This window comes from Acidovorax sp. LjRoot194 (genome assembly GCF_964253015.1).
GTDB lineage: Bacteria > Pseudomonadota > Gammaproteobacteria > Burkholderiales > Burkholderiaceae_C > Acidovorax.
On record NZ_CAXUQB020000001.1, the window covers coordinates 1,688,623 to 1,707,687 of the forward strand.

Annotated in this window: 14 protein-coding genes; 6 read left to right on the forward strand and 8 right to left on the reverse strand. The window is 67.0% G+C overall.

The window, feature by feature from the left end:
* Positions 1-41: 41 nt before the first annotated feature.
* The 3 genes from ACSQ3N_RS07770 to ACSQ3N_RS07780 are packed head-to-tail and all read right to left on the reverse strand — an operon-like array spanning position 42 to position 3,867.
* Entirely contained in the window at positions 42-1,163 is a 1,122-nt protein-coding gene (locus ACSQ3N_RS07770; protein ID WP_056161945.1) for an imelysin family protein, read from the reverse strand.
* On the reverse strand, positions 1,160-2,650 hold the full coding sequence (locus tag ACSQ3N_RS07775; RefSeq protein WP_056161948.1) for a di-heme oxidoreductase family protein: 1,491 nt from the start codon (positions 2,648-2,650) through the stop codon (positions 1,160-1,162). The genes ACSQ3N_RS07770 and ACSQ3N_RS07775 overlap by 4 nt, the downstream gene beginning before the upstream one ends.
* 2 nt (positions 2,651-2,652) lie before the next feature.
* Positions 2,653-3,867: an imelysin family protein gene (locus ACSQ3N_RS07780; protein WP_056161951.1), complete on the reverse strand. Its 1,215-nt coding sequence runs from the start codon at positions 3,865-3,867 to the stop codon at positions 2,653-2,655.
* Between the two features lie 321 nt (positions 3,868-4,188).
* On the opposite strand from ACSQ3N_RS07780, the gene ACSQ3N_RS07785 reads away from it, so the two are divergent.
* Complete coding sequence (locus ACSQ3N_RS07785) at positions 4,189-6,432, forward strand: PhoX family protein (RefSeq protein WP_436145995.1); 2,244 nt, start codon at positions 4,189-4,191, stop codon at positions 6,430-6,432.
* A gap of 232 nt (positions 6,433-6,664) precedes the next feature.
* Here the strand turns inward: ACSQ3N_RS07785 and ACSQ3N_RS07790 are convergent, their stop codons facing one another.
* The 4 genes from ACSQ3N_RS07790 to ACSQ3N_RS07805 form a co-directional block, all read right to left on the reverse strand.
* Positions 6,665-7,552, reverse strand: a complete 888-nt coding sequence (locus tag ACSQ3N_RS07790) for an iron dicitrate transport regulator FecR (protein WP_436145996.1) — start codon at positions 7,550-7,552, stop codon at positions 6,665-6,667.
* The gene (locus ACSQ3N_RS07795; RefSeq protein WP_436145997.1) at positions 7,503-8,351 is read right to left on the reverse strand and encodes a BPSS1780 family membrane protein; all 849 of its coding nucleotides are present in this window, start codon (positions 8,349-8,351) and stop codon (positions 7,503-7,505) included. The genes ACSQ3N_RS07790 and ACSQ3N_RS07795 overlap by 50 nt, the downstream gene beginning before the upstream one ends.
* A gap of 310 nt (positions 8,352-8,661) precedes the next feature.
* Complete coding sequence (locus tag ACSQ3N_RS07800) at positions 8,662-9,612, reverse strand: homoserine kinase (protein ID WP_436145998.1); 951 nt, start codon at positions 9,610-9,612, stop codon at positions 8,662-8,664.
* A gap of 100 nt (positions 9,613-9,712) precedes the next feature.
* On the reverse strand, positions 9,713-10,072 hold the full coding sequence (locus ACSQ3N_RS07805; RefSeq protein ID WP_056161963.1) for a hypothetical protein: 360 nt from the start codon (positions 10,070-10,072) through the stop codon (positions 9,713-9,715).
* Positions 10,073-10,126: 54 nt separating this feature from the next.
* On the opposite strand from ACSQ3N_RS07805, the gene polA reads away from it, so the two are divergent.
* The 3 genes from polA (at position 10,127) to ACSQ3N_RS07820 (ending at position 15,643) form a co-directional block, all read left to right on the forward strand.
* On the forward strand, positions 10,127-13,003 hold the full coding sequence (gene polA, locus ACSQ3N_RS07810) for a DNA polymerase I (RefSeq protein ID WP_436145999.1): 2,877 nt from the start codon (positions 10,127-10,129) through the stop codon (positions 13,001-13,003).
* A 683-nt stretch (positions 13,004-13,686) separates the two neighbouring features.
* The gene (gene yghU / locus ACSQ3N_RS07815) at positions 13,687-14,586 is read left to right on the forward strand and encodes a glutathione-dependent disulfide-bond oxidoreductase (RefSeq protein WP_056161965.1); all 900 of its coding nucleotides are present in this window, start codon (positions 13,687-13,689) and stop codon (positions 14,584-14,586) included.
* A gap of 130 nt (positions 14,587-14,716) precedes the next feature.
* Positions 14,717-15,643: a LysR family transcriptional regulator gene (locus ACSQ3N_RS07820; RefSeq protein WP_056161967.1), complete on the forward strand. Its 927-nt coding sequence runs from the start codon at positions 14,717-14,719 to the stop codon at positions 15,641-15,643.
* An 85-nt stretch (positions 15,644-15,728) separates the two neighbouring features.
* Here ACSQ3N_RS07820 and ACSQ3N_RS07825 read toward each other — a convergent pair whose 3' ends face one another.
* A complete protein-coding gene (locus ACSQ3N_RS07825) occupies positions 15,729-16,943 on the reverse strand; it encodes a D-amino acid dehydrogenase (protein ID WP_056161969.1) in 1,215 nt (404 codons plus the stop codon).
* A 423-nt stretch (positions 16,944-17,366) separates the two neighbouring features.
* Here ACSQ3N_RS07825 and ACSQ3N_RS07830 point away from each other — a divergent pair, with 423 nt between their 5' ends.
* Both ACSQ3N_RS07830 and ACSQ3N_RS07835 read left to right on the forward strand, forming a co-directional pair.
* A complete protein-coding gene (locus ACSQ3N_RS07830; RefSeq protein ID WP_436146000.1) occupies positions 17,367-18,260 on the forward strand; it encodes an amino acid ABC transporter substrate-binding protein in 894 nt (297 codons plus the stop codon).
* 19 nt (positions 18,261-18,279) lie between these two features.
* A complete protein-coding gene (locus ACSQ3N_RS07835; RefSeq protein WP_436146001.1) occupies positions 18,280-19,065 on the forward strand; it encodes an aspartate/glutamate racemase family protein in 786 nt (261 codons plus the stop codon).

Sequence of the window (19,065 nt, forward strand, 5' to 3'; positions counted from 1 at the left end):
CGAGCAAGGGGGGCGCTGGCTGCGCGCAGGGGTTGTGTTTACTAGTCACCGTCCGCATCCGAAAACCCGATGCTCACCTGCAGCGCAGGCGCCACTTCGGATTCGGCCAGAAACTTCAGCGCCGTCAGGTCCTTGGCCGTCTGCTGGATGGCCGCCTTGCTCTGCAGGCCAGACTTCTGCACCTGGGCCATCGACGCGTCGACCTTGTCGGTGGCCTGGCGCAGCTTGTCGGCCAGCGGGTTCAGGCCCTTGCCGCGCAAGTACATCTCCAGAGGCACCAGGGCCTCGCCAGCCGCCGGTATCTCGGCGCTGGCGGGCAGGGTGGTCACGCTGCGCAGGCCGCCCCAGGTGGCCGCCCAGGCCGCCAGCGTGTTGCCGCTGGCGGTGCGGGGGTAGTCGGGTGTGCGCGTGCCCTGTGCTGCGCGCAGCGGCTTGTCCATCTGTGCCCAGCGCAGGCGCTCGATGCCGCCCACCCACTGGTTCACGAATTCGCTGATGGCCTGGGTGGACTGCTCCTGCTCGTCCTCGGCGCCCCAGTCGGTGGTCGCCGCGTCGGCGTAGGCCTTGGCCAGGGCGGCCGATTCCCGCGCCACGTCCTGGGCCACTTCGTGCGCGTAGCTGCAGGCGGGGCTGCCGGGCTGGGCCGGGCGCGTCCACAGCAGCCATTCCAGCGCGGGCAGGCCCTTGGCGGGCGTGCCGATGCGCTCGAAGGCCTTGGCGCCCTGGGGCTGGGTGGCGATGGCTTTTTCGATCAATGCGGGGCGCGTGGGCGTGAAGTCGATGGAGCGCTGACTGCGGCGTGCGATGACCGGGCCGACCGACACAGCGGCGAGCTGCTCCCACGAGCGGGCCGTGGCCTGCCAGGCGGTGCGTGCGGATTCGAGCGCGGCCTTGCCGTCTGCTGCCGGGGCCTGGCAAAGCGCAGCCACGGCGGGCACCAGGGCGCGGGCATCGCGGTCAAAGTCCTGTGCGCGTGGCAGGGCCCAGTGGCCGTAGATGCCTTGCAGGGCATGCACCGTGTCGTAGAACGGCACGGCGTTGCGCTGCCAGGCTGGGGCAGCGGCGGGCACCTGCGCTTGTGCCACCGCAGGCAGCACTGCAGGGGCCAGGGCCGTCAGCCAGAGGCTGGCGCGCAGCATGCGCCGCAAGGTGTTGATCTTCATAGTGACTCCACGAATTTCACAAGCGCGTCCCGGTCGGCCTTCTTCATCTTGAGCACCTGGTCCTTGGCCTCTTCGGCCTCGCCGCCATGCCACAGCACGGCTTCGAGTACGCCGCGCGCGCGGCCGTCGTGCAGCAGGCGGGTGTGGCCGTTCACGTCCTTGATCAGGCCCGTGCCCCACAGCGCAGGCGTCTTCCACTGCCGGCCGTTGGCACCGAAGTCGGGCCGGCCGTCGGCCAGGCGCTCGCCCATGTCGTGCAGCAGCAGGTCTGTGTACGGAAAGATGCGCTGCCCGCTCAGCGCCTTGCTCGTCAGCTGCGGGAAAGGCCCCTCCTGGGTGACGTAGCTCGGGCGGTGGCAGGTGGCGCACTGGGCCTGGCTGAACAATGCCTGGCCGCGCAGCACCTGTGCATCGTTGATGTTGCGGCGCGCGGGCGGGGCCAGCGTGGCCTGGTAGAAGATCACGTCGGCCAGGGTCTTGTCGTCGATCTCGACGCCGGGCTGACCCTGGTCGCCACCGCTCTTGCCGCTGGGGGCGGCCAAGCAGTCCTTTTGTGTGGGTGTGCAGGCCTCTTGCGCGAAGTGGCGCGAGGTGATGCCCATGTCGCCCAGGAAGGCACCGCCCGTCTGGTGTGCAATGGTGGCCACGTTGGCCTTCCAGCCGAAGCGCCCGATCATCATGCGGCCGGCAGGGCCGTCCCACACCTTGTTGGGTACGCCCTTGATGGGGCCGGGCGCGGCGGCCTGGTCGGCTGCATTGGCCAGGATGTCGGCCTCGGCAATGGCTTCGAGCAGGCCCACGCCGATGATCTGCGGCGCAATGCGCGGGCTCGTCATCACGTCCTTGTGCAGGGGGCCGTAGCCCAGGTCGGCAAAACCGTAGATGGGCTTTTGCAGCGTGTAGGGCGTGCCGTCGGCGAACTTGCCCTTGATGGTGTCGTAGCGCAGGGTCACGCGGCCTTCGGGCTTGACGCCATGGATGGCCGCGTTGTTGAACTGGTCGCCGTACACCGGGTCGTGCACCGGCCCGCCGTGCACGTCGGTGCCGGGGATGGACAGGCGAATCAGCAGTGCGACCGTAGGGTCCTTCGTTTCGCCCAGGCGGTTGAAGATCGCTGGCGGCTCGCCCCGGCCGTCCTGCACATGGCAGCCGCCGCACGAGCGCGCGATGAAGTGCGGGCCGAGGCCGTCGCGGGCTTTGGTGGACGCAGGTGCCTCCACCCAGTTGCGCCGGAAGAACGAGTTGCCGATGACGAAGCGCGTGCGCTCCTCATCGGTGAGGTTGGCGGCCGGGAACGAGAAGGCATTGCGGCCGGTGGCGAACACGGTGGTTTCGCCGCCGGTTTTTTCGCCCAGCGGGTCAGGCTGGGGCGCCGCCGTCAACGACTGCAGGCCCAGGCCGCCGAAGCCGGCGATTGCGACGATGCCGATGCTGGCTGCTGCCAGGCGCACGGTGCGCCGGCGGGCAATGGCTTGCGCAGGCTTCATGCTCAAGGCTGGACCAGGGTCAGTTTGGTGATGCCGATCGCGTTGGCTGCGGCCACCAGGTCTTTACTCTGCTGCGTGAGGCTGTCGATGGTCTTCTGGATGCGCTGGCGACCCGGCGCGTCCTTGCCGCCGATGATCTCGCGGTCGAACGGTGCCTGGATGCCCTCAGCGGCAGCGACCGAGGCCGCGATCTGCTTGGTGGTCTTGTCGGCCAGCGCCGCGTCCTTGGCGGCCACCAGGTCGCGCAGCGATGCGCCCTTGACCACGCTGCCGTCGGCACGCTGGTACTCGCCCAGCCACACGTTCTGGATGCCCTTGGCGTTGGTCACCGCGTCGCGGTGGGTGTTGTCCGAAAAGCACGAGTGCTCGTCTTCCTGGTCCTGGCTGTTCAGGGCCACTTCCAGGCGTTCGCCGGCCAGCTCGCCGCGCGAGAGCGAGCCCAGGCCCACGAGCATCTTGCGCACGGACTCCTGGCCGCCCCGCGCGAACTTGCTGCGGTAGTTGTTCTTGGTGTCGGGCGCCCAGGCCTTCACCAGCGAGGTGAGGTCGTCGATGAGCAGGTCGGTCACCACGGTCAGGTACTGGCGGCGGCGGTCCGCGTTGGGGGCCTTGCCGTCCACGAAGTCTTCGAAGTTGCGGTCGCCCGGGCCGGTCTCGGACAGGTCCTGGCCCCACAGAAAGAACTCGATGGCGTGCCAGCCCGTGGCGATGTTCTCCTCGCCGCCGCGCTCGTTCTGCGCCGACAGGTTTTTCTTGTTGATGACGAACTTGCGGTTGTTCACGAGGCCCGCATTGGTCTTGCCCTGCACGCTGTCCACGAACGATTCGTCCATGGGCCAGGCGTTGATGCGGCCCTCGGGCCCGTTGTCGTTGTCGATGGGGCCGCCGTAGAAGCGGAAGGCCTCTGTCTGGCCGTAGAACTCGCGCGCGGCCAGCCATTTTTTGCGGGCGTCGGCCAGCGTGTCTGCCGAAGGCTTGGCGGTGAAGGCCGCCACGGCCTCGCGCAGCGCCTGGGCGCTGGCAAGCGCGTCGGCGTAGTTGGCGTGCACCAGCTGTGCGTAGTGCGCGGCCACGGCCTGGTTCGTCACGGCCTGCTGTGCTTGGGCCTGCGAGGGTGCTGCTGCAGGGGCAGCGGTTTGCGCGCCCGCGCCAGTGCCGTATGCACAGGCGGACAGTGCGGCCACCAGCAGGGAAGTCTTCAGGGAGGGGAACGTCATGCAGGGTCTCCAAGGAATCGCGCAGGCTGCCGCACGGGCGGCCTGTGGCCGGGCGTGGCACCGCGAGGGGATGGCGGGAACGGAGAGGCCGCACTTGGCTGGGTGAGCCCGCGCACCGGTCGGTGCTGGGGCGCGGTAGTGGCTGGGTGGGCGGTGGGAGCCGAAATTATACAAATGGTAGTGATTCGTATTCGACCCAATCCCCTTGCGCGCAGCCGGGATCGGGTGTCACAAAACCGACGCAAAAGCTTCACGGCGATGTCACCTGCGGTTTTTACGCTCCACAGGCTTTGTAACCAATAACCCCCCGAGGAAGACCCCATGACTCAACGTGTGGATGCGCCCGAGCAGGCCATTGACTTCAACAACGAGAACGCCAACACCTCCGCCAACCCCACGTTCGAGTCGGTGCTGGGTGCCCGCCTGTCGCGCCGTGGCCTGCTGCGTGGCAGCGTGGGCTCCGCGGGTACCGCCATGCTGGCCGGCTTTGGCGTGAGCGCTTGCGGCGGCGGCAGCGACGACCCCGCGGTGACGCCTCCGCCCGTGACGCCACCGCCCACAGGCCCCAAGCTGCTGGGCTTCGGCGCTGTGCCCAAGAGCCTGGCCGACGTGCTGGCCGTGCCTGCGGGCTACACCGCCAGCGTGATCTTCGCACTGGGCGACCCCATCGCCGCTGGCGTGGCCGCGTACAAGAACGACGGCACCGACGGTGATTTCGACAAGCGCGCTGGCGACCACCATGACGGCATGGAATGGTTCGGCCTGGGCGCCGACAGCAAGCGCAACGACAACGCCACCGAACGCGGCCTGCTGGCCATCAACCACGAAGCGACTACCGACGAGAAGCTGTCCTCGTATTTCCTGCACGCCAACGGCGGAACCACCACCTTGCCCCGCCCCGCAGCGGAAATTGACAAGGAAACAGCCATCCACGGCATCGCCGTGATCGAAGTGGCCAAGTCGGGTGGCAAGTGGGCTTACGCGCAGAACTCTGCGCTGAACTTTCGCCTCACGTCGCTCAGCCCCATCGAGATCTCGGGCCCGGCGCGCGGCAATTCGCAGCTGTTCACCAAGTTCTCGCCCAACGGCACCACCACCCGCGGCACGCTGAACAACTGTGGCACGGGCAAGACGCCCTGGGGCACCTTCCTGACCGGTGAAGAAAACTGGTTTGGCTACTTCACCCGCGGCGCCGCGGACGACGCAGCGCGCAACAACGACAAGAGCGTGACGTCCCTCAAGCGCTATGGCCGCACTCAGGGCGCCGCATCGCGCCACGGCTGGGAAAGCGGCGGCGCCGACGACAAGTATCAGCGCTGGAACAACAGCAAAACCGGCACGTCGGTGGACGGCACGGACGACTACCGCAACGAGATGAACGGCATGGGCTACATCGTCGAGATCGACGCCTATGACAAGACCCGCATGGCCAAGAAGCGCACGGGTCTGGGTCGGTTCGCGCACGAGAGCGCAGCGTTCGGCAAGGTGGTGGCCGGCCAGCCGCTGTCCATCTACATGGGCGACGACTCGCGCGGCGAGTACATCTACAAGTTTGTGTCCACCGCTACGTGGAACGCGGCCGATGCCAACGCCAACGACCGCCTGGCCATTGGCGACAAGTACCTTGACAGCGGCAAGCTGTACGCAGCCAAGTTCAACGCCGACGGCACCGGCAGCTGGGTGGAGCTGTCGCTCACCAACACCGCCATCAGCGGCTACACCACCTACAAGTTCGCCGATGCGGCCGACATCGTCATCAACACCCGCCTGGCCGCCGACGCCGTGGGTGCCACCAAGATGGACCGCCCCGAGTGGAACGCCGTGAACCCCGCCAATGGCGAGGTGTACTTCACGCTGACCAACAACAGCGCCCGCAGCGCCAACCCCGGCAGCGGCCAGTATCTGCCTGACGCGGCCAACCCCCGTGCCTACACCGACATGAAGGGCACCACCAAGCAGGACGGCAACCCCAACGGCCACATGGTGCGTCTGAAGGAAGGCACGTCCGTCCTGGCCTTCACCTGGGACGTGTACCTGTTCGGCGCCGAAGCCAGTGCCGACAAGACGCTGATCAACATCTCGGCCCTGACGGACGAGCAGGACTTCTCGAGCCCCGACGGCCTGGCTTTCAGCAAGGCCACGGGCATCTGCTGGATCCAGACCGATGACGGTGCCTACACCGACGTCAGCAACTGCATGATGATGGCGGCCGTGCCCGGCCAGGTGGGCGACGGCAGCAAGAAGACGCTGACGTACACCAAGACCGACGGCAGCAAGTTCGACGTCGTCACGCCCGTGGGCAAGGCGGCCACGGCCGATACGCTCAAGCGCTTCCTGGTGGGCCCCAAGGGCTGCGAGATCACCGGCCTGACCGAAACGCCGGACGGCAAGACGATCTTCGTGAACATTCAGCACCCGGGCGAATCCACCGGAATGGCAAACCTGGGCGACCCCGCCAAGTTCCAGAGCCAGTGGCCTGCCAACGCCGGCTACGGCGCAGGCAAGCGTCCCCGTTCGGCCACCATCGTGATCACGAAGAACGACGGCGGCAACATCGGTACCTGAGGTCGGAGTGCGGGAGGGCTGACCTCTCGCGCGTTCGCATCGACCGTTCAGGCCGGCCCCATGGGGCCGGCCTTTTTGCGTTCTGGCACCGCTGAAGGGCTGTGATTGGCGGTGATTTGCAGTGATTTGCAGCAAGGCGCAGTGTCGGGTAGTGATGCTCACTCATGGCCACCAATGCCACTGATGTCCGTGATGTCACTGATGGGCAGTGACGGCCCCGGGCGCCGCTGTCTCAGTAGTCGGAGCCGTAGGGCGACGGGGGGCGGGCGCGGTACGTTGGCGCGGGTGCTGGCGTCGCTGGCGTCGCTGGAGGCGCTGACGCCGGTGAGGACGCTGGCGTCGACCCCGCCGGTGCAGGCGATGCGCTGCTCCCGCCAGGCGCTGCGGGGTAGCCCATCTGCCCGGTGCCGTCCTTGCTGCCCTTTCGGCCCGCAATCTGCCAGGCGGTACGCTGTTGGATCAGGCTGGCCAGGAATTCCATCTCCTCGTCCGTGTGGTTGATGGCGCCAGCGGGCGTGAGCAGGCGGCCATTGCGCGGCGCGTTCTCGACCCAGAAGGACTGGTGGTAGGACGCCTCGCTCACCACGCTCTCGCCGCCGGTGGCCAGGTCCACGATGCCGTAGCAATTGCAGAAATATCCCCGGTTGCCCTGGTCCGCAAAGACCTCGGCATACACCCCCGTGCCGCGGATGCCCGCGGTGGCCGTGGGCAGGATGACCTTGCGGTCGGCGCCCTTGCCCCACACGCTGGCCACGGCGCCGCTGATGAGGCGCAGCACCTTGACGGCGGTGGGCGTGTCGCCCTCCAGCGCCACGTGGGAGTTCTGGCGCACCAGGAAGGCGCCGTCGCCCACGGCAAACACCACCGTGGCGCCCGGGCCGGTCTCGATGCGGTCGCCCGCGGTGATGGTGTGCTGCGGGGTCAGCGCCTCGCCGTTGCGCCGCACGTCGCCGCGCAGCTCCACGATGTTGCTGCGCGACTGGGCCCGGGCGGCCGTCCAGCCGCCACCGGCCACCCACAGCGCGGCCGCCTGCAGCAGGCTGCGGCGCCGGTGCCAGGCCAGCTCGTCTTCAGTGCGGCCCAGCAGCTGGGTCGGAGGGCGGGGGCGGTGGGGCTTCATGGGTGGCCTCGTCAGAGGGGTGGTGGGGCGGCTCGAAACAATCGCGGAAGGTGAACACGACCGATGTGAAGAACATGGCGGCCAGCATCATCGCGGCACCCACCATCACACCACCGGAGGCCGCGCCGCTCAGTCCCATCGCAGCCAGGAGCGCTGCCGCCAGCGTCACGACCACGCCGCCCAGCAGGAACACGCCCAGCCAGCCCAGCCCATAGACCATGAAGGCGCCGAAGTTGCGCAGGCAGGCCACGATGCTGAAGAACAGCGCCTTGACCGGCGGCACGCCGTGCCAGTGCACCAGCCCGGGTGCATGCCAGAACAGCAGCGACAGCGGCAGGTACAGCAGCATGGCCGTCCACATGGCGCTCTGGAAGGCCGCGTCTTCCGCCATCTCCTTGGTCAGGGGTGCACCGCCCAGGTACACCTTGGCAAACTGCCCGCCGTCGATCAGGGCCGACAGCCCCATCACCGCGAGGAACCCCACGGCGTACAGCGCGCCCAGGACCAGCATGTCGCGCAGCCGCTGCTGGCCGGTGCGAAACGCCACCAGCAGCACGGCGGGCGTGGGAAACCTCCCCTGCGTGGCCTCGGCCGCCGCCACCATCATCGCCAGCGTGGCCGATGGCAGCAGCGCCAGCGCGATGGCCGGCCCTACCAGCGGGATCAGCGTGGCCAGCGACATGGCCGCCATGGTCATGAAGAACAGCGCCGCCAGCGCCATGGGCTGCCGCCAGAACGCACGGACGCCCAGCTTGACCCAGGTCATGCCGGTGCGGGCGGGAACGATGTGGAGTTTCATGAATGCAATCGGGAAGAAAAGAGGACCTGCGCCCGCCTGTGCCATCCCCCACCGCCCTGGCCGGGGCCCGCGGCAAAGCGGTGGTGGGAGAAGAACAGGGCTGAATTTACCCCAGTGCCCCAATCCGGGCGCCATGAAGGGTGTCCAGGGTACGGAATGCGAGGGGGGCTGTGGGTGTGGGGAGGGCTACCCGGTGTGTTTCCAGTGAACTGCCAATGCCCGGGGTGCCGCGGTGGTGTGGCCGCGCATCAGGCCCTGTGCAGCGGCGACTTGGCTTGGTGTGAAGGGCAGTGGGGCACAGACAATGAGGCTACAGATGAAGCGGGCGTGCAATCCTGTCCTGCAGCACGCGCTCGAAGTGCGTGGGGTCGTGCGGCGTGAGCATGGACGCCTCGCGCGGCAGGTAGAAGTCCCACAGCCGCGAGATCCAGAATCGGAGGGCGCCTGCGCGCGCCATGGCGGGCAGCAGCTCGCGCTCTGCGGCGGTCAACGGGCGCACGGCCTGGTAGGCGTTCAGCATATCGGCCGCACGCGCGGCATCGTGGCGGCCCGTCGGCAGGTCGATGCACCAGTCGTTCAAGCACACGGCCAGATCGAACAGCCAGGTGTCCACGCCCGCAAAGTAGAAGTCGAAGAAGCCTGTGAGCTCTTCGCCCTCGAACATCACGTTGTCGCGGAACAGGTCGGCATGCACGGGGCCGCTGGGCAGCGCCGCGTAGGCAGAGCCCGCAGCCACGTGGTTCTGGTACGCCAGTTCGGAGCGCAGCAGCGCAGCCTGCGCTTCGCCGATATGCGGCAGCACCACCGGCACGGTCTCGTTCCACCAAGGCAGGCCGCGCAGGTTGGGCTGGTGACGTTCGAAGTCGCGCCCGGCCAGGTGCATGCGCGCGAGCATCGTGCCCACGGCGGCGCAGTGCACGCCCTGTGGCGCCAGCTGGCTCTTGCCGCGCAGCTTGTTGACCACCGCGGCGGGCTTGCCGCACACCGACAGCAGGATGTCGCCATCCTTGTCGGCCCGCGGGTCGGGCACCGGCACCCCACCGTGCGCCAGGTGCTTCATCAGGTACAGGTAAAAGGGCAACTGCTCGGCCGTGAGGCGCTCGAACAGCGTCAGCACGAACTGGCCCTGGTCGCTGGTCAGAAAGTAGTTGGTGTTCTCGATGCCGCCCTCGATGCCGCGCAGCTCTACCAGCTCACCCAGTTGTAAACGGCGCAGCAGGTCTTGCGCCTCGGTGTTGGAGACTTCGGTAAAAACGGCCATCGCTCAGGGGTGCGTAAGGTGAAGGGCTGACGAGAGGGGGAGCGGGGCGTGCGGGACGCCCCGGGGGTGACTGCGGCGCAGGAGGCGCAGTAAGTGCTGTTTAGAACTTCAGCACGTTCCACACACGCGGGCCGGTGGTCGTCTCGGCGCCGCTGTTGCTGCCAGCGCGGCTGCGGGCGCCATCGGGCGACTGCACTTCGTAGCTGGGCAGGTTGCCAGCCTTGGGCTGCACCGAAATCGTCTGCGTCTGGCCGCCCACGCGCAGCTCGTCGACCCGGCTGCCGGCGTCTTCGATCTGAATGCGCTCGGTGCGCTGATTGCCGCGTCCACCGGTCTGCTCTGGTTCTGATAGCGCCTCGCGCTTGTCTGCCGTGCCCTGTGGGGCAGTTTGACTGGTAGTTTGGGCCAGGACGGGGCTGGAGGCCATGGCCAGCAGCAAAAGGAGGTGTACAGCGCGCATGGGCGGGATTGTAGAGCGCCGGCCGTGGCCGGGCTGCGCGTGCACAATCCGCCCATGACCGAAGAATCCTCTGCATCCCCCAGCTCCGCCACAGCCCTTGAAGGCACGCTGACCTCCGCCACGCAACCGTCTGGCGGCAAAAAGACGCTGGTGCTGGTGGACGGCTCCAGCTACCTGTACCGCGCCTTCCATGCCATGCCCGACCTGCGCGCGGTGCCGGGCGACCCGGAAAGCCCCGCCACCGGTGCCATCCGCGGCATGATCAACATGCTGCAGGTGCTGCGGCGCGAGTTCCCGTCCGGCTATGCCGCCTGCGTGTTCGATGCGAGCGGCCCCACCTTCCGCGACGACCTGTACCCCGAGTACAAGGCGCAGCGCTCCCCCATGCCCGACGACCTGCGGGCGCAGATTGAGCCCATCCACGAGGTCGTGCGCCTGTTGGGCTGGCCCGTGGTCTGCGTGCCCGGCGTTGAGGCCGACGACGTGATCGGCACGCTGGCCGCCGTGGCGGCGGCGCAGGGCGTGGAGGTGATCGTCTCCAGCGGCGACAAGGACCTGTCGCAACTGGTGAACGAGCACATCACCATCATCGACACCATGAACGGCAAGAAGCGCGACGTGGCCGGTGTGACGGCCGAGTTCGGCGTGCCGCCATCACTGATGGTGGACTACCAGACCCTGGTGGGCGACACGGTGGACAACGTGCCCGGCGTGCCCAAGGTCGGCCCCAAGACGGCTGCCAAGTGGCTGGGCGAATACGGCTCGCTCGATGCCCTCATCGCCCGCGCCGGCGAGATCAAGGGCGTGGCGGGCGAGAACCTGCGCGGCGCGCTGCAATGGCTGCCCACCGGACGGCAACTCGTCACCATCAAGACCGACTGCGACCTGGCTGGGCATGTCGACGGTCTGCCTGCCATGGATGCGATCGCCATGCGCCAGGAAGACGCCGCCCCGCTGCGCGACTTCTATCAAAAGTATGGCTTCAAGGGCCTGGCCCGCGCGCTGGAATCCAACGCGCCTGCCGACGCCAAAGCCAATTCCAAGTCCAAGGCCACACTGCCGGGCGCCAGCGGCGACCTCTTCGCATCTCCCGAGGCGACATTCGTGGCCGAGGCTGCGCAGGGCCGCGAGGTGTCGTACGAAACCATCCTCACCTGGGCCGACTTCGACCGCTGGTTGGCCAAGCTGCAGACGGCTGAACTGGCCGCCATCGACACCGAAACCACGTCGCTCGATGAACTGCGCGCCGAGATCGTCGGCATCAGCTTCAGCGTGGAGCCCGGTGCCGCCGCCTACATTCCGCTGCGCCACGCCGGGCCCGATGCACCCGAGCAATTGCCGTTCGACGAGGTGCTGGCCAAACTCAAGCCCTGGCTCGAAGACGCCAGCCGCCCCAAGCTGGGCCAGCACATCAAGTACGACCGCCATGTGTTCGCCAACCACGGCATTGAGGTGCAGGGCTATGCGCACGACACCATGCTGCAAAGCTACGTGCTCGAAGTGCACAAGCCCCACGGCCTGGCCAGCCTGGCTGAGCGCCACACCGGCCGCAGCGGCATCAGTTATGAAGACCTGTGCGGCAAGGGCGCTCACCAGATCCCGTTCGCCCAGGTGGCGGTGGACAAGGCGGCGGCCTACTCGTGCGAAGACTCCGACCAGACGCTGGACGTGCACCGCGTGCTCTGGCCCATGCTCGAAGCCGAAGGCCCACTGCGCGGCATCTACGAGCTGGAGATGGCCAGCAGCGAAACCCTGTTCCGCATCGAGCGCAACGGCGTGCTGATCGACGCCGCCACGCTGGCCAACCAGAGCCACGAACTGGGCCAGCGCATCCTGAAGCTGGAGCAGGACGCCTACGAGATCGCGGGTCAGCCCTTCAACCTGGGGTCACCCAAACAGCTGGGAGAAATCTTCTTCGACAAGCTGGGCATGCCCGTGGTCAAGAAGACCGCCACCGGCGCGCGCAGCACCGACGAAGAAGTGCTGGAAAAGCTGGCCGAGGACTACCCCCTGCCCGCCAAGCTGCTGGAGCACCGCAGCCTGTCCAAGCTCAAGGGCACCTACACCGACAAGCTGGCCCAGCTGGCCAACCCGCGCACCGGCCGCGTGCACACCCACTACGCACAGGCCGTGGCCATCACCGGCCGCCTGTCCAGCAACGACCCCAACCTGCAGAACATCCCCATCCGAACCGTCGAAGGCCGCCGTGTGCGCGAGGCCTTCGTGGCGCCGGCGGGCAGCGTGATCGCAAGCGCCGACTACAGCCAGATCGAGCTGCGCATCATGGCCCACATCAGCGGCGACGAATCGCTGCTGCACGCGTTTCGTAACGGCCTAGACGTGCACCGCGCCACCGCCGCCGAGGTGTTCGGGGTGGAGGTCGACCAGGTAAGCAGCGAACAACGCCGCTACGCCAAGGTCATCAACTTCGGTCTCATCTACGGCATGAGCAGCTTCGGCCTGGCGAAGAACCTGGGGATAGAGACCAAGGCCGCAGCCGCCTACATCGACCGGTACTTTCAGCGCTACCCCGGCGTGAAGCAGTACATGGACGAAACCAAGGCGTCCGCCAAGGCGCGCGGCTATGTGGAAACCGTGTTCGGCCGCCGCCTGTATTTGCCCGAGATCAACTCCCCGAACGGCCCGCGCCGCAGCGGCGCCGAGCGGGCGGCCATTAACGCGCCGATGCAGGGCACGGCGGCGGATTTGATCAAGAAGGCGATGGTGGCGGTGCAGCAGGAGCTGGATGCGAACAAGCCGGGCATCAAGATGATCATGCAGGTGCATGACGAACTGGTGTTCGAACTGCCCGAAGGGGAAGTGGAGTGGGTTGGCACGCACATTCCGCGGTTGATGGCGGAAGTGGCGGATCTCAAGGTGCCATTGCTGGCCGAAGTCGGTGTGGGGCCGAACTGGGACAAGGCGCATTGATGTCGGGGACGATCATGTCGCCAAGATTGGAAGCTACTGGCTTTTGACGTTAAGAACCGCAAGTGCCTGATCCGGTCGTAACGAACTGGCCGGCAAGAAAGCCGGAGTTCGGCCAGGAGCGTAGGTGCAATGACAGGTGTTGAGTTCATCGTTCTCGCTCTTTGGGTAATGCTCCCCCCATGGTTGGTGGGTGCGTTACTGCTCTGGCGTTTCAAGCGCGGAGTGGCGCCCCAGATCGCGTTCTTGCTGTTCACGATGTCAATCGCAGGCGCAACCTTTGTTCTTGCTCCACGCGGGATGGGGCGCTTGCTAGGAATTCATGATGTAAGTGTCATGGGTAGCCAGATCATGCTTTCGCCGCTCGGTCTGGTGTCAGCGTTCTTAGCTTGGCCGCTATCCGCACGCTTGTTGAACCGTCGGTGACCATGACTCCAGACATGTGACGTGGGCACGTATGGGCTGTGCACTTCGTCCGATAGACGACGTCAGGTCGTGGAGCCAAGGTTTTATTGAGGTCCGCCAAGGATCGACCTGACCGGGGCATAGGACCGATCCAGCGCTCCCTCATGGTTCAGCCGTTTTGCCGGACATTCTGCAATGCCCAGCGTTCCATCCATCGCATCGCTAAACTGGTTCATCGCTCGACCACGCCGCCTCTGCCCACCCATTCCTGGAGCCCCTGAATGTCCAACACTACCCCCTACACCCCACCCCCCATCTGGCAATGGAACAAGGAAAGCGGCGGCCAGTTCGCCAGCATCAACCGGCCCATCGCAGGTGCCACGCATGACAAGGAGTTGCCCGTCGGCAAACACCCGCTGCAGCTGTACTCGCTCGGCACGCCCAATGGCGTCAAGGTGACCATCATGCTGGAAGAGCTGCTGGCCCTGGGCCACAGCGGTGCGGAGTACGACGCGTGGCTGATCCGTATCAACCAGGGTGAGCAGTTCGGCAGCGGCTTCGTCGCTGTGAACCCCAACTCCAAGATCCCCGCGCTGCTGGACCGCAGCGATGCCGCCCACCCGGTGCGCGTGTTCGAGTCCGGCGCCATCCTGATGTATCTGGCCGAGAAGTTCGGTAGCGCCTTTTTGCCCAAGGACGTTGCTGCAAGGGCCGAATGCCTGTCATGGCTGTTCTGGCAAATGGGCAGCGCGCCGTTTCTGGGCGGCGGATTCGGCCACTTCTATGCCTATGCGCCCATGAAGATCGAGTACGCGATCGACCGCTACGCGATGGAGGTCAAGCGCCAGCTCGATGTGCTCAACCAGCGGCTGGCCGTCAACGAGTACCTGATCGGCAGCGAATACACGGTGGTGGACATCGCCATCTGGCCCTGGTACGGGTTGCTGGTCAGGGGCCAGGCGTACGAGTCCGGCGAGTTCCTGCAGGTGCACGAATACACGCATGTGGTGCGCTGGGCCGAGCAGGTGGCGCAGCGCCCGGCGGTGCAGCGTGGACGCATGGTGAATCGTGTCACGGGCGACACGGCCGGCCAGTTGCGCGAACGGCATGACGCCAGCGACTTCGATACCAAGACGCAGGACAAGCTGGACGCTGCCTCGGGCTCCTCGCCCGCACAGTGAGCGCCAGGGGCTGGCATCGGCCATAACGATAGCCGTGGAGCCTCTCTGGCCGACGCGCCGCTACCGCATGGCTCCGCAATGCGGACATGCAAGGATTGCGCAACCGGCCCATTCCTTGCATCGTCTCGCCATGCGCCTTCGCCACATTGAAGTTTTCAACGCCGTCATGCTCACCGGCAGCGTGAGCGCGGCGGCCCGCCTCATCAACGTCACCCAGCCCGCGGTCAGCCGCATCCTGGCCCACGCCGAACTGCAGCTGGGGTTTCCGCTGTTCAATCGCTTGAAGGGCCGCCTGGTGCCCACCACCGAGGCGCAGACGCTGTACCCGCACATCGAGCGCCTGTTCACCCAGCTCGACGACGTGCAGCGGCTGGCCAACAGCCTGAAGGGCGACCAGCGCGAAGGCGAGCTGCACATCCTGAGCGTGCTGGCACTCAGCTATGAAGTGCTGCCGCGCGCGCTGCGGTTCTTTCGCCAAGCCCACCCGGATGTGGTGATCACCATCGACGCGCTGCACTCGCCGCAGATCATCTCGGCGCTGGTGCTGCAAGAGGCCGACGTGGGCTTTGTGTTCAGCGCCGTGGCGCACCCCTCGCTCACGCAGGAGCATCTGGCCGATGGGCGCATGCTGTGCGTGGCGCCCAAGGGCATGCTCAATGCGGCTCTGGTGCAGTCCGGCACCGTGCATCTGGCCGACTTGGCGGAGACGCCCGTGGTGCGACTGGATGTGCGCGACCCCATCGGCACGGTGGTCAGCCATGCGTGTCGCGAAGCAGGCGTGGGCTTGAACACTGCCATCACGGTGCAGACGTACCACGCGGCGTTGGCACTGGCGCACCACGGGCATGCGGTGGCGGTGGTGGATGCATGCACTGCCGCATCGGCGGATCGCAGCAAGGTCGATGTGCTGGCGCTGGCGCCCCACATCGCCGTGCCCATCAAGTCGCTGCGCACTGTCAACCGGCCCAGCTCGCTGCTGGCGAGCGCCATGACGCGCTGCATGCGCCAGGCGGTGGCGGAGACCATGGAGTCTGTGGGCGTGCCGGTGGTCGAGTGACCTGGTCGCTCCGCATCGCCTCGGAACACAGTGTCCGTGGTGTGGATGTCGATGTGATGCGGAGGAGGGCGAGACGGCAGAAACGTCAGGCAGGCACCAGCCATTGCCCCACCTGCGCCGCCGTGCCGAACGCGAGCGTGAAGCCCAGCGCCCCGTGCCCGGTGTTCAGCAGCAAGTTGTCAGGGGCGCTGGCGTGGTGCCCCACCATGGGCACACCGGTGGGCGTGGCCGGGCGCATGCCCGTCCAGGGGCGCAGCTGCCCGAAGTTGCTGCAGCCCGGAAACACGGCGCTGGTGGCTTTGCACAGGCTATCGATCCGCGCAGGCGGGATGCTGTCGTCGTGGCCCACCAGCTCTGCCATGCCCGCGACACGCAGGCGCCGGCCGATGCGCGCGAACACCACTTTGCGCGCCGCGTCGGTCACGCTGACGTGTGGAGCAGTGCCGGGTGCGTCCGTGGTGTCCAGGGTGATGCTGTAGCCCTTGAGCGGGTAGACCGGCAGGCGAAACCCCAGCGTCTGCGCGGCCTGGTAGCTGGCGCTGCCCAGGGCCAGGACGAACTGCTGCGCTTCGACGTCACCGGCGCTGGTGCGGGCGGCCACGATGCGCCGGCCCTCGCGCGCAAAGCCGTGCACCCGCGCACCCAGCACAAAGCGCACACCGCGCTCCGCCAGCCGTTGTTGCAAGCCCAGGCAGACCTTGAGGCAGTCGGCAGCGCATTCACTGGGCGTGTGGATAGCGCCTGCAATACGGCTTTGGTAGTGGGCCAGGGCCGGCTCTATCTCCACGCACCGCTGTGCAGACACGGCTTCCTGCCGGCTGCCCCAGGGGCGTTGCAGTTCCATCTGCCGGCCTGCCGCAGCCAGGCCTGCAGGCGTGTCGTACAGCACCAGTTTGCCGGTGGTCGAGAAGTCGCAGTCCAGTGCTTCTGTCTGCAGCATGGCGTCGAAGTGATGGCGGCTCAGCGCAGCGAGGGCCAGTAATTGCCGGGTGCTCTGCTCCGACGTGCGGCGGTTGCAAGCGCGCAGAAATTCCAGGCCCCAACGCCACTGGTGCACATCCCACTGCGGGCGTAGCTTGAGGGGCGACCGGGGCGACAGCAGCAGCTTGGGCAACTGGCGCCAGATGCCGGCATCCGCCAACGGCTGCACGTAGCTGTAGCTCAGTTGCGCGCCGTTGCCGCCGCTGGCGCCCGCCCCGGGCTGGGCCTGGTCGATCACGGTCACGGCCAGGCCGCGCTGGTGGAGTTCGTACGCTGTGGCCAGGCCAACGATGCCTGCGCCGAGAACACATACCTGCATTGGGTGGGACTGGGGGGTGAAGGGGTTGGAGGATGGGGTGCGGGACTTGAGGCCACTGTAGGGCGCGGGCCCTCGCCTGAACAATGCCAATGCCGCCGGTGGCCATGCCGGGAAGTTATGTGCGCCGCCCGAAGCGGTGCGCGGATGCGCAAGGTGGGCCTGCGGGCGCGTGAAATGGCACTTGGATGGTGCGGCTGCCTGCACCAAACTGGCGGCATAACTTTTGGTCATGGCCTACCTGTGCAAATGAATTGTTCAAGGGAAGCGCAAGTTCCTACAGTGCACCTGCGTTCCGGTTTTTTGCATTTGCCGGTTCACACGGCCACTGGATGTTTTCTGTGTCAGTGTGATCCGGCCCCCCCCGGCTTTTTTCGGTCGCACCACGTCCATTCACTGCTCATTGTTTTGCACAAAGGGATTTCCATGAAGCTCTCTGCCGTCACCTCCGCCGCCTTCGTTGTTGCCACCGGCCTCCTGGCCTGCACTGTGGCCCAGGCCGACACCCTCAAGAAGGTGGCCGAGTCGGGCAAGATCACCGTGGCCTACCGCGAGTCGTCGGTGCCCTTCAGCTACCTGGCGGGCCCGGGTGCGCCGGTGGGCTTTGCGGTGGACATCACCAACGCCGTGGTCGACGCCGTGAAGAAGCGCGTGAACAACCCGACCCTGAAGGTGGACCTGCAGGCGGTCACCTCGCAAAACCGCATTCCGCTGCTGCAAAACGGCACCATCGACCTGGAGTGCGGCTCCACCACCAACAACAGCACGCGCGGCAAGGACGTGCAGTTCGCCATCAACTACTTCTACACCGGCACGCGCCTTCTCACCAAGAAATCTTCGGGCGTGAAGAATTACGCCGACCTGGCCAAGAAGAAGGTGGCCAGCACCTCGGGCACCACCAACGCGCAGGTGATCCGCAAGTACAACCGCGACAACAACCTGGACATGGACATCGTGCTGGGCAAGGACCACGACGACGCCGTGCTGCTGGTGGACAGCGGCCGCGCCGAGGCCTTTGCGATGGACGACATCCTGCTGTTCGGCCTGATGGGCAACATGCGCAGCCCGGCGGACTGGACGGTGGTGGGCGATTCGCTGCAGGTCGAGCCTTATGCCTGCATGCTGCGCAAGGACGACCCGCAGTTCCAGGCGCTGGTCAACGGCGTGATCGGCGGGATGATGAAGTCCGGCGACTTCGACAAGCTCTACACCAAGTGGTTCAACTCGCCCGTCCCCCCGCGCAACCAGAACCTGAGCCTGCCCATGAGCAAGGAGCTGCGCGACAACCTGGCCGCGCAGAGCGACAAGCCCGCCATCTGACGCACGGACCGGAGCGCGCATGCCAGTGTCTGCAAGCCACAGCCCGCAGCCCCAGGTGGTGGGGATCCTCGGCGGCATGGGCCCTGCCGCGGGGGCCGACTTCGTGCGCCTGTTCGTGCAGGCCTGCACCGACCGCATGGCTGCCCTGGGCATCCCCGTGCACGACCAGGCCTACCCCGAGCACTGGCTGGCCCAGGTGCCCATTCCGGACCGAACGGCCGCGCTAAACGACACGCGCGAGGGCGCGCACCAGCCGGCCGAGCCCATGCTGCAGGCCACCGGCCGGCTGGCCGCGCTGGGCGCGCGCGTGGTGGCCATTGCCTGCAACACGGCGCACGCCTGGCATGGCCTGCTGCAGCAGCGGTTTCCGCAGATGGTGGTGCTGCACGGCATGCAGGAAGTGGTGGCAGGCTTGGCTGCCCAACAGGTGCAGGGAGTGGGCCTGCTGGCCACCCGCGGTGCCTACGACGCGGGCCTGTACCAGCGCGAGCTGGCACGCAGCGGCATCGAGTGCTTCGTGCCCACGGCGGCGGAGCAGGACGTGCTGATGCAGGGCATCTACGACGGCGTGAAGGCCGGCAACTACGCCCTGGCGCGCGACCGCTTCGAATCCGTCTCGCGAGCCCTGCAGCAGCGCCACAACGTGTCCACGCTCATCATGGGCTGCACCGAGATTCCGCTGGCGCTGAGCGACAGCCCGCGCCTGCCGGGCGTGGCGCTGGTCAACCCCACGCTGGTGCTGGCCGGCGCGCTGGCGCGGCATGCCTACCGAGATGCGGCGCAGCCTGCATCCTGCCGGGACTGA

Excerpts from the sequence above, each read along its gene's own strand:
- ACSQ3N_RS07770 (WP_056161945.1), bottom strand. The coding sequence starts at position 1,163 with ATGAAGATCAACACCTTGCGGCGCATGCTGCGCGCCAGCCTCTGGCTG.
- ACSQ3N_RS07775 (WP_056161948.1), bottom strand. The coding sequence starts at position 2,650 with ATGAAGCCTGCGCAAGCCATTGCCCGCCGGCGCACCGTGCGCCTGGCA.
- ACSQ3N_RS07780 (WP_056161951.1), bottom strand. The coding sequence starts at position 3,867 with ATGACGTTCCCCTCCCTGAAGACTTCCCTGCTGGTGGCCGCACTGTCC.
- ACSQ3N_RS07785 (WP_436145995.1), top strand. The coding sequence starts at position 4,189 with ATGACTCAACGTGTGGATGCGCCCGAGCAGGCCATTGACTTCAACAAC.
- ACSQ3N_RS07790 (WP_436145996.1), bottom strand. The coding sequence starts at position 7,552 with ATGAAGCCCCACCGCCCCCGCCCTCCGACCCAGCTGCTGGGCCGCACT.
- ACSQ3N_RS07795 (WP_436145997.1), bottom strand. The coding sequence starts at position 8,351 with ATGAAACTCCACATCGTTCCCGCCCGCACCGGCATGACCTGGGTCAAG.
- ACSQ3N_RS07800 (WP_436145998.1), bottom strand. The coding sequence starts at position 9,612 with ATGGCCGTTTTTACCGAAGTCTCCAACACCGAGGCGCAAGACCTGCTG.
- ACSQ3N_RS07805 (WP_056161963.1), bottom strand. The coding sequence starts at position 10,072 with ATGCGCGCTGTACACCTCCTTTTGCTGCTGGCCATGGCCTCCAGCCCC.
- polA (WP_436145999.1), top strand. The coding sequence starts at position 10,127 with ATGACCGAAGAATCCTCTGCATCCCCCAGCTCCGCCACAGCCCTTGAA.
- yghU (WP_056161965.1), top strand. The coding sequence starts at position 13,687 with ATGTCCAACACTACCCCCTACACCCCACCCCCCATCTGGCAATGGAAC.
- ACSQ3N_RS07820 (WP_056161967.1), top strand. The coding sequence starts at position 14,717 with ATGCGCCTTCGCCACATTGAAGTTTTCAACGCCGTCATGCTCACCGGC.
- ACSQ3N_RS07825 (WP_056161969.1), bottom strand. The coding sequence starts at position 16,943 with ATGCAGGTATGTGTTCTCGGCGCAGGCATCGTTGGCCTGGCCACAGCG.
- ACSQ3N_RS07830 (WP_436146000.1), top strand. The coding sequence starts at position 17,367 with ATGAAGCTCTCTGCCGTCACCTCCGCCGCCTTCGTTGTTGCCACCGGC.
- ACSQ3N_RS07835 (WP_436146001.1), top strand. The coding sequence starts at position 18,280 with ATGCCAGTGTCTGCAAGCCACAGCCCGCAGCCCCAGGTGGTGGGGATC.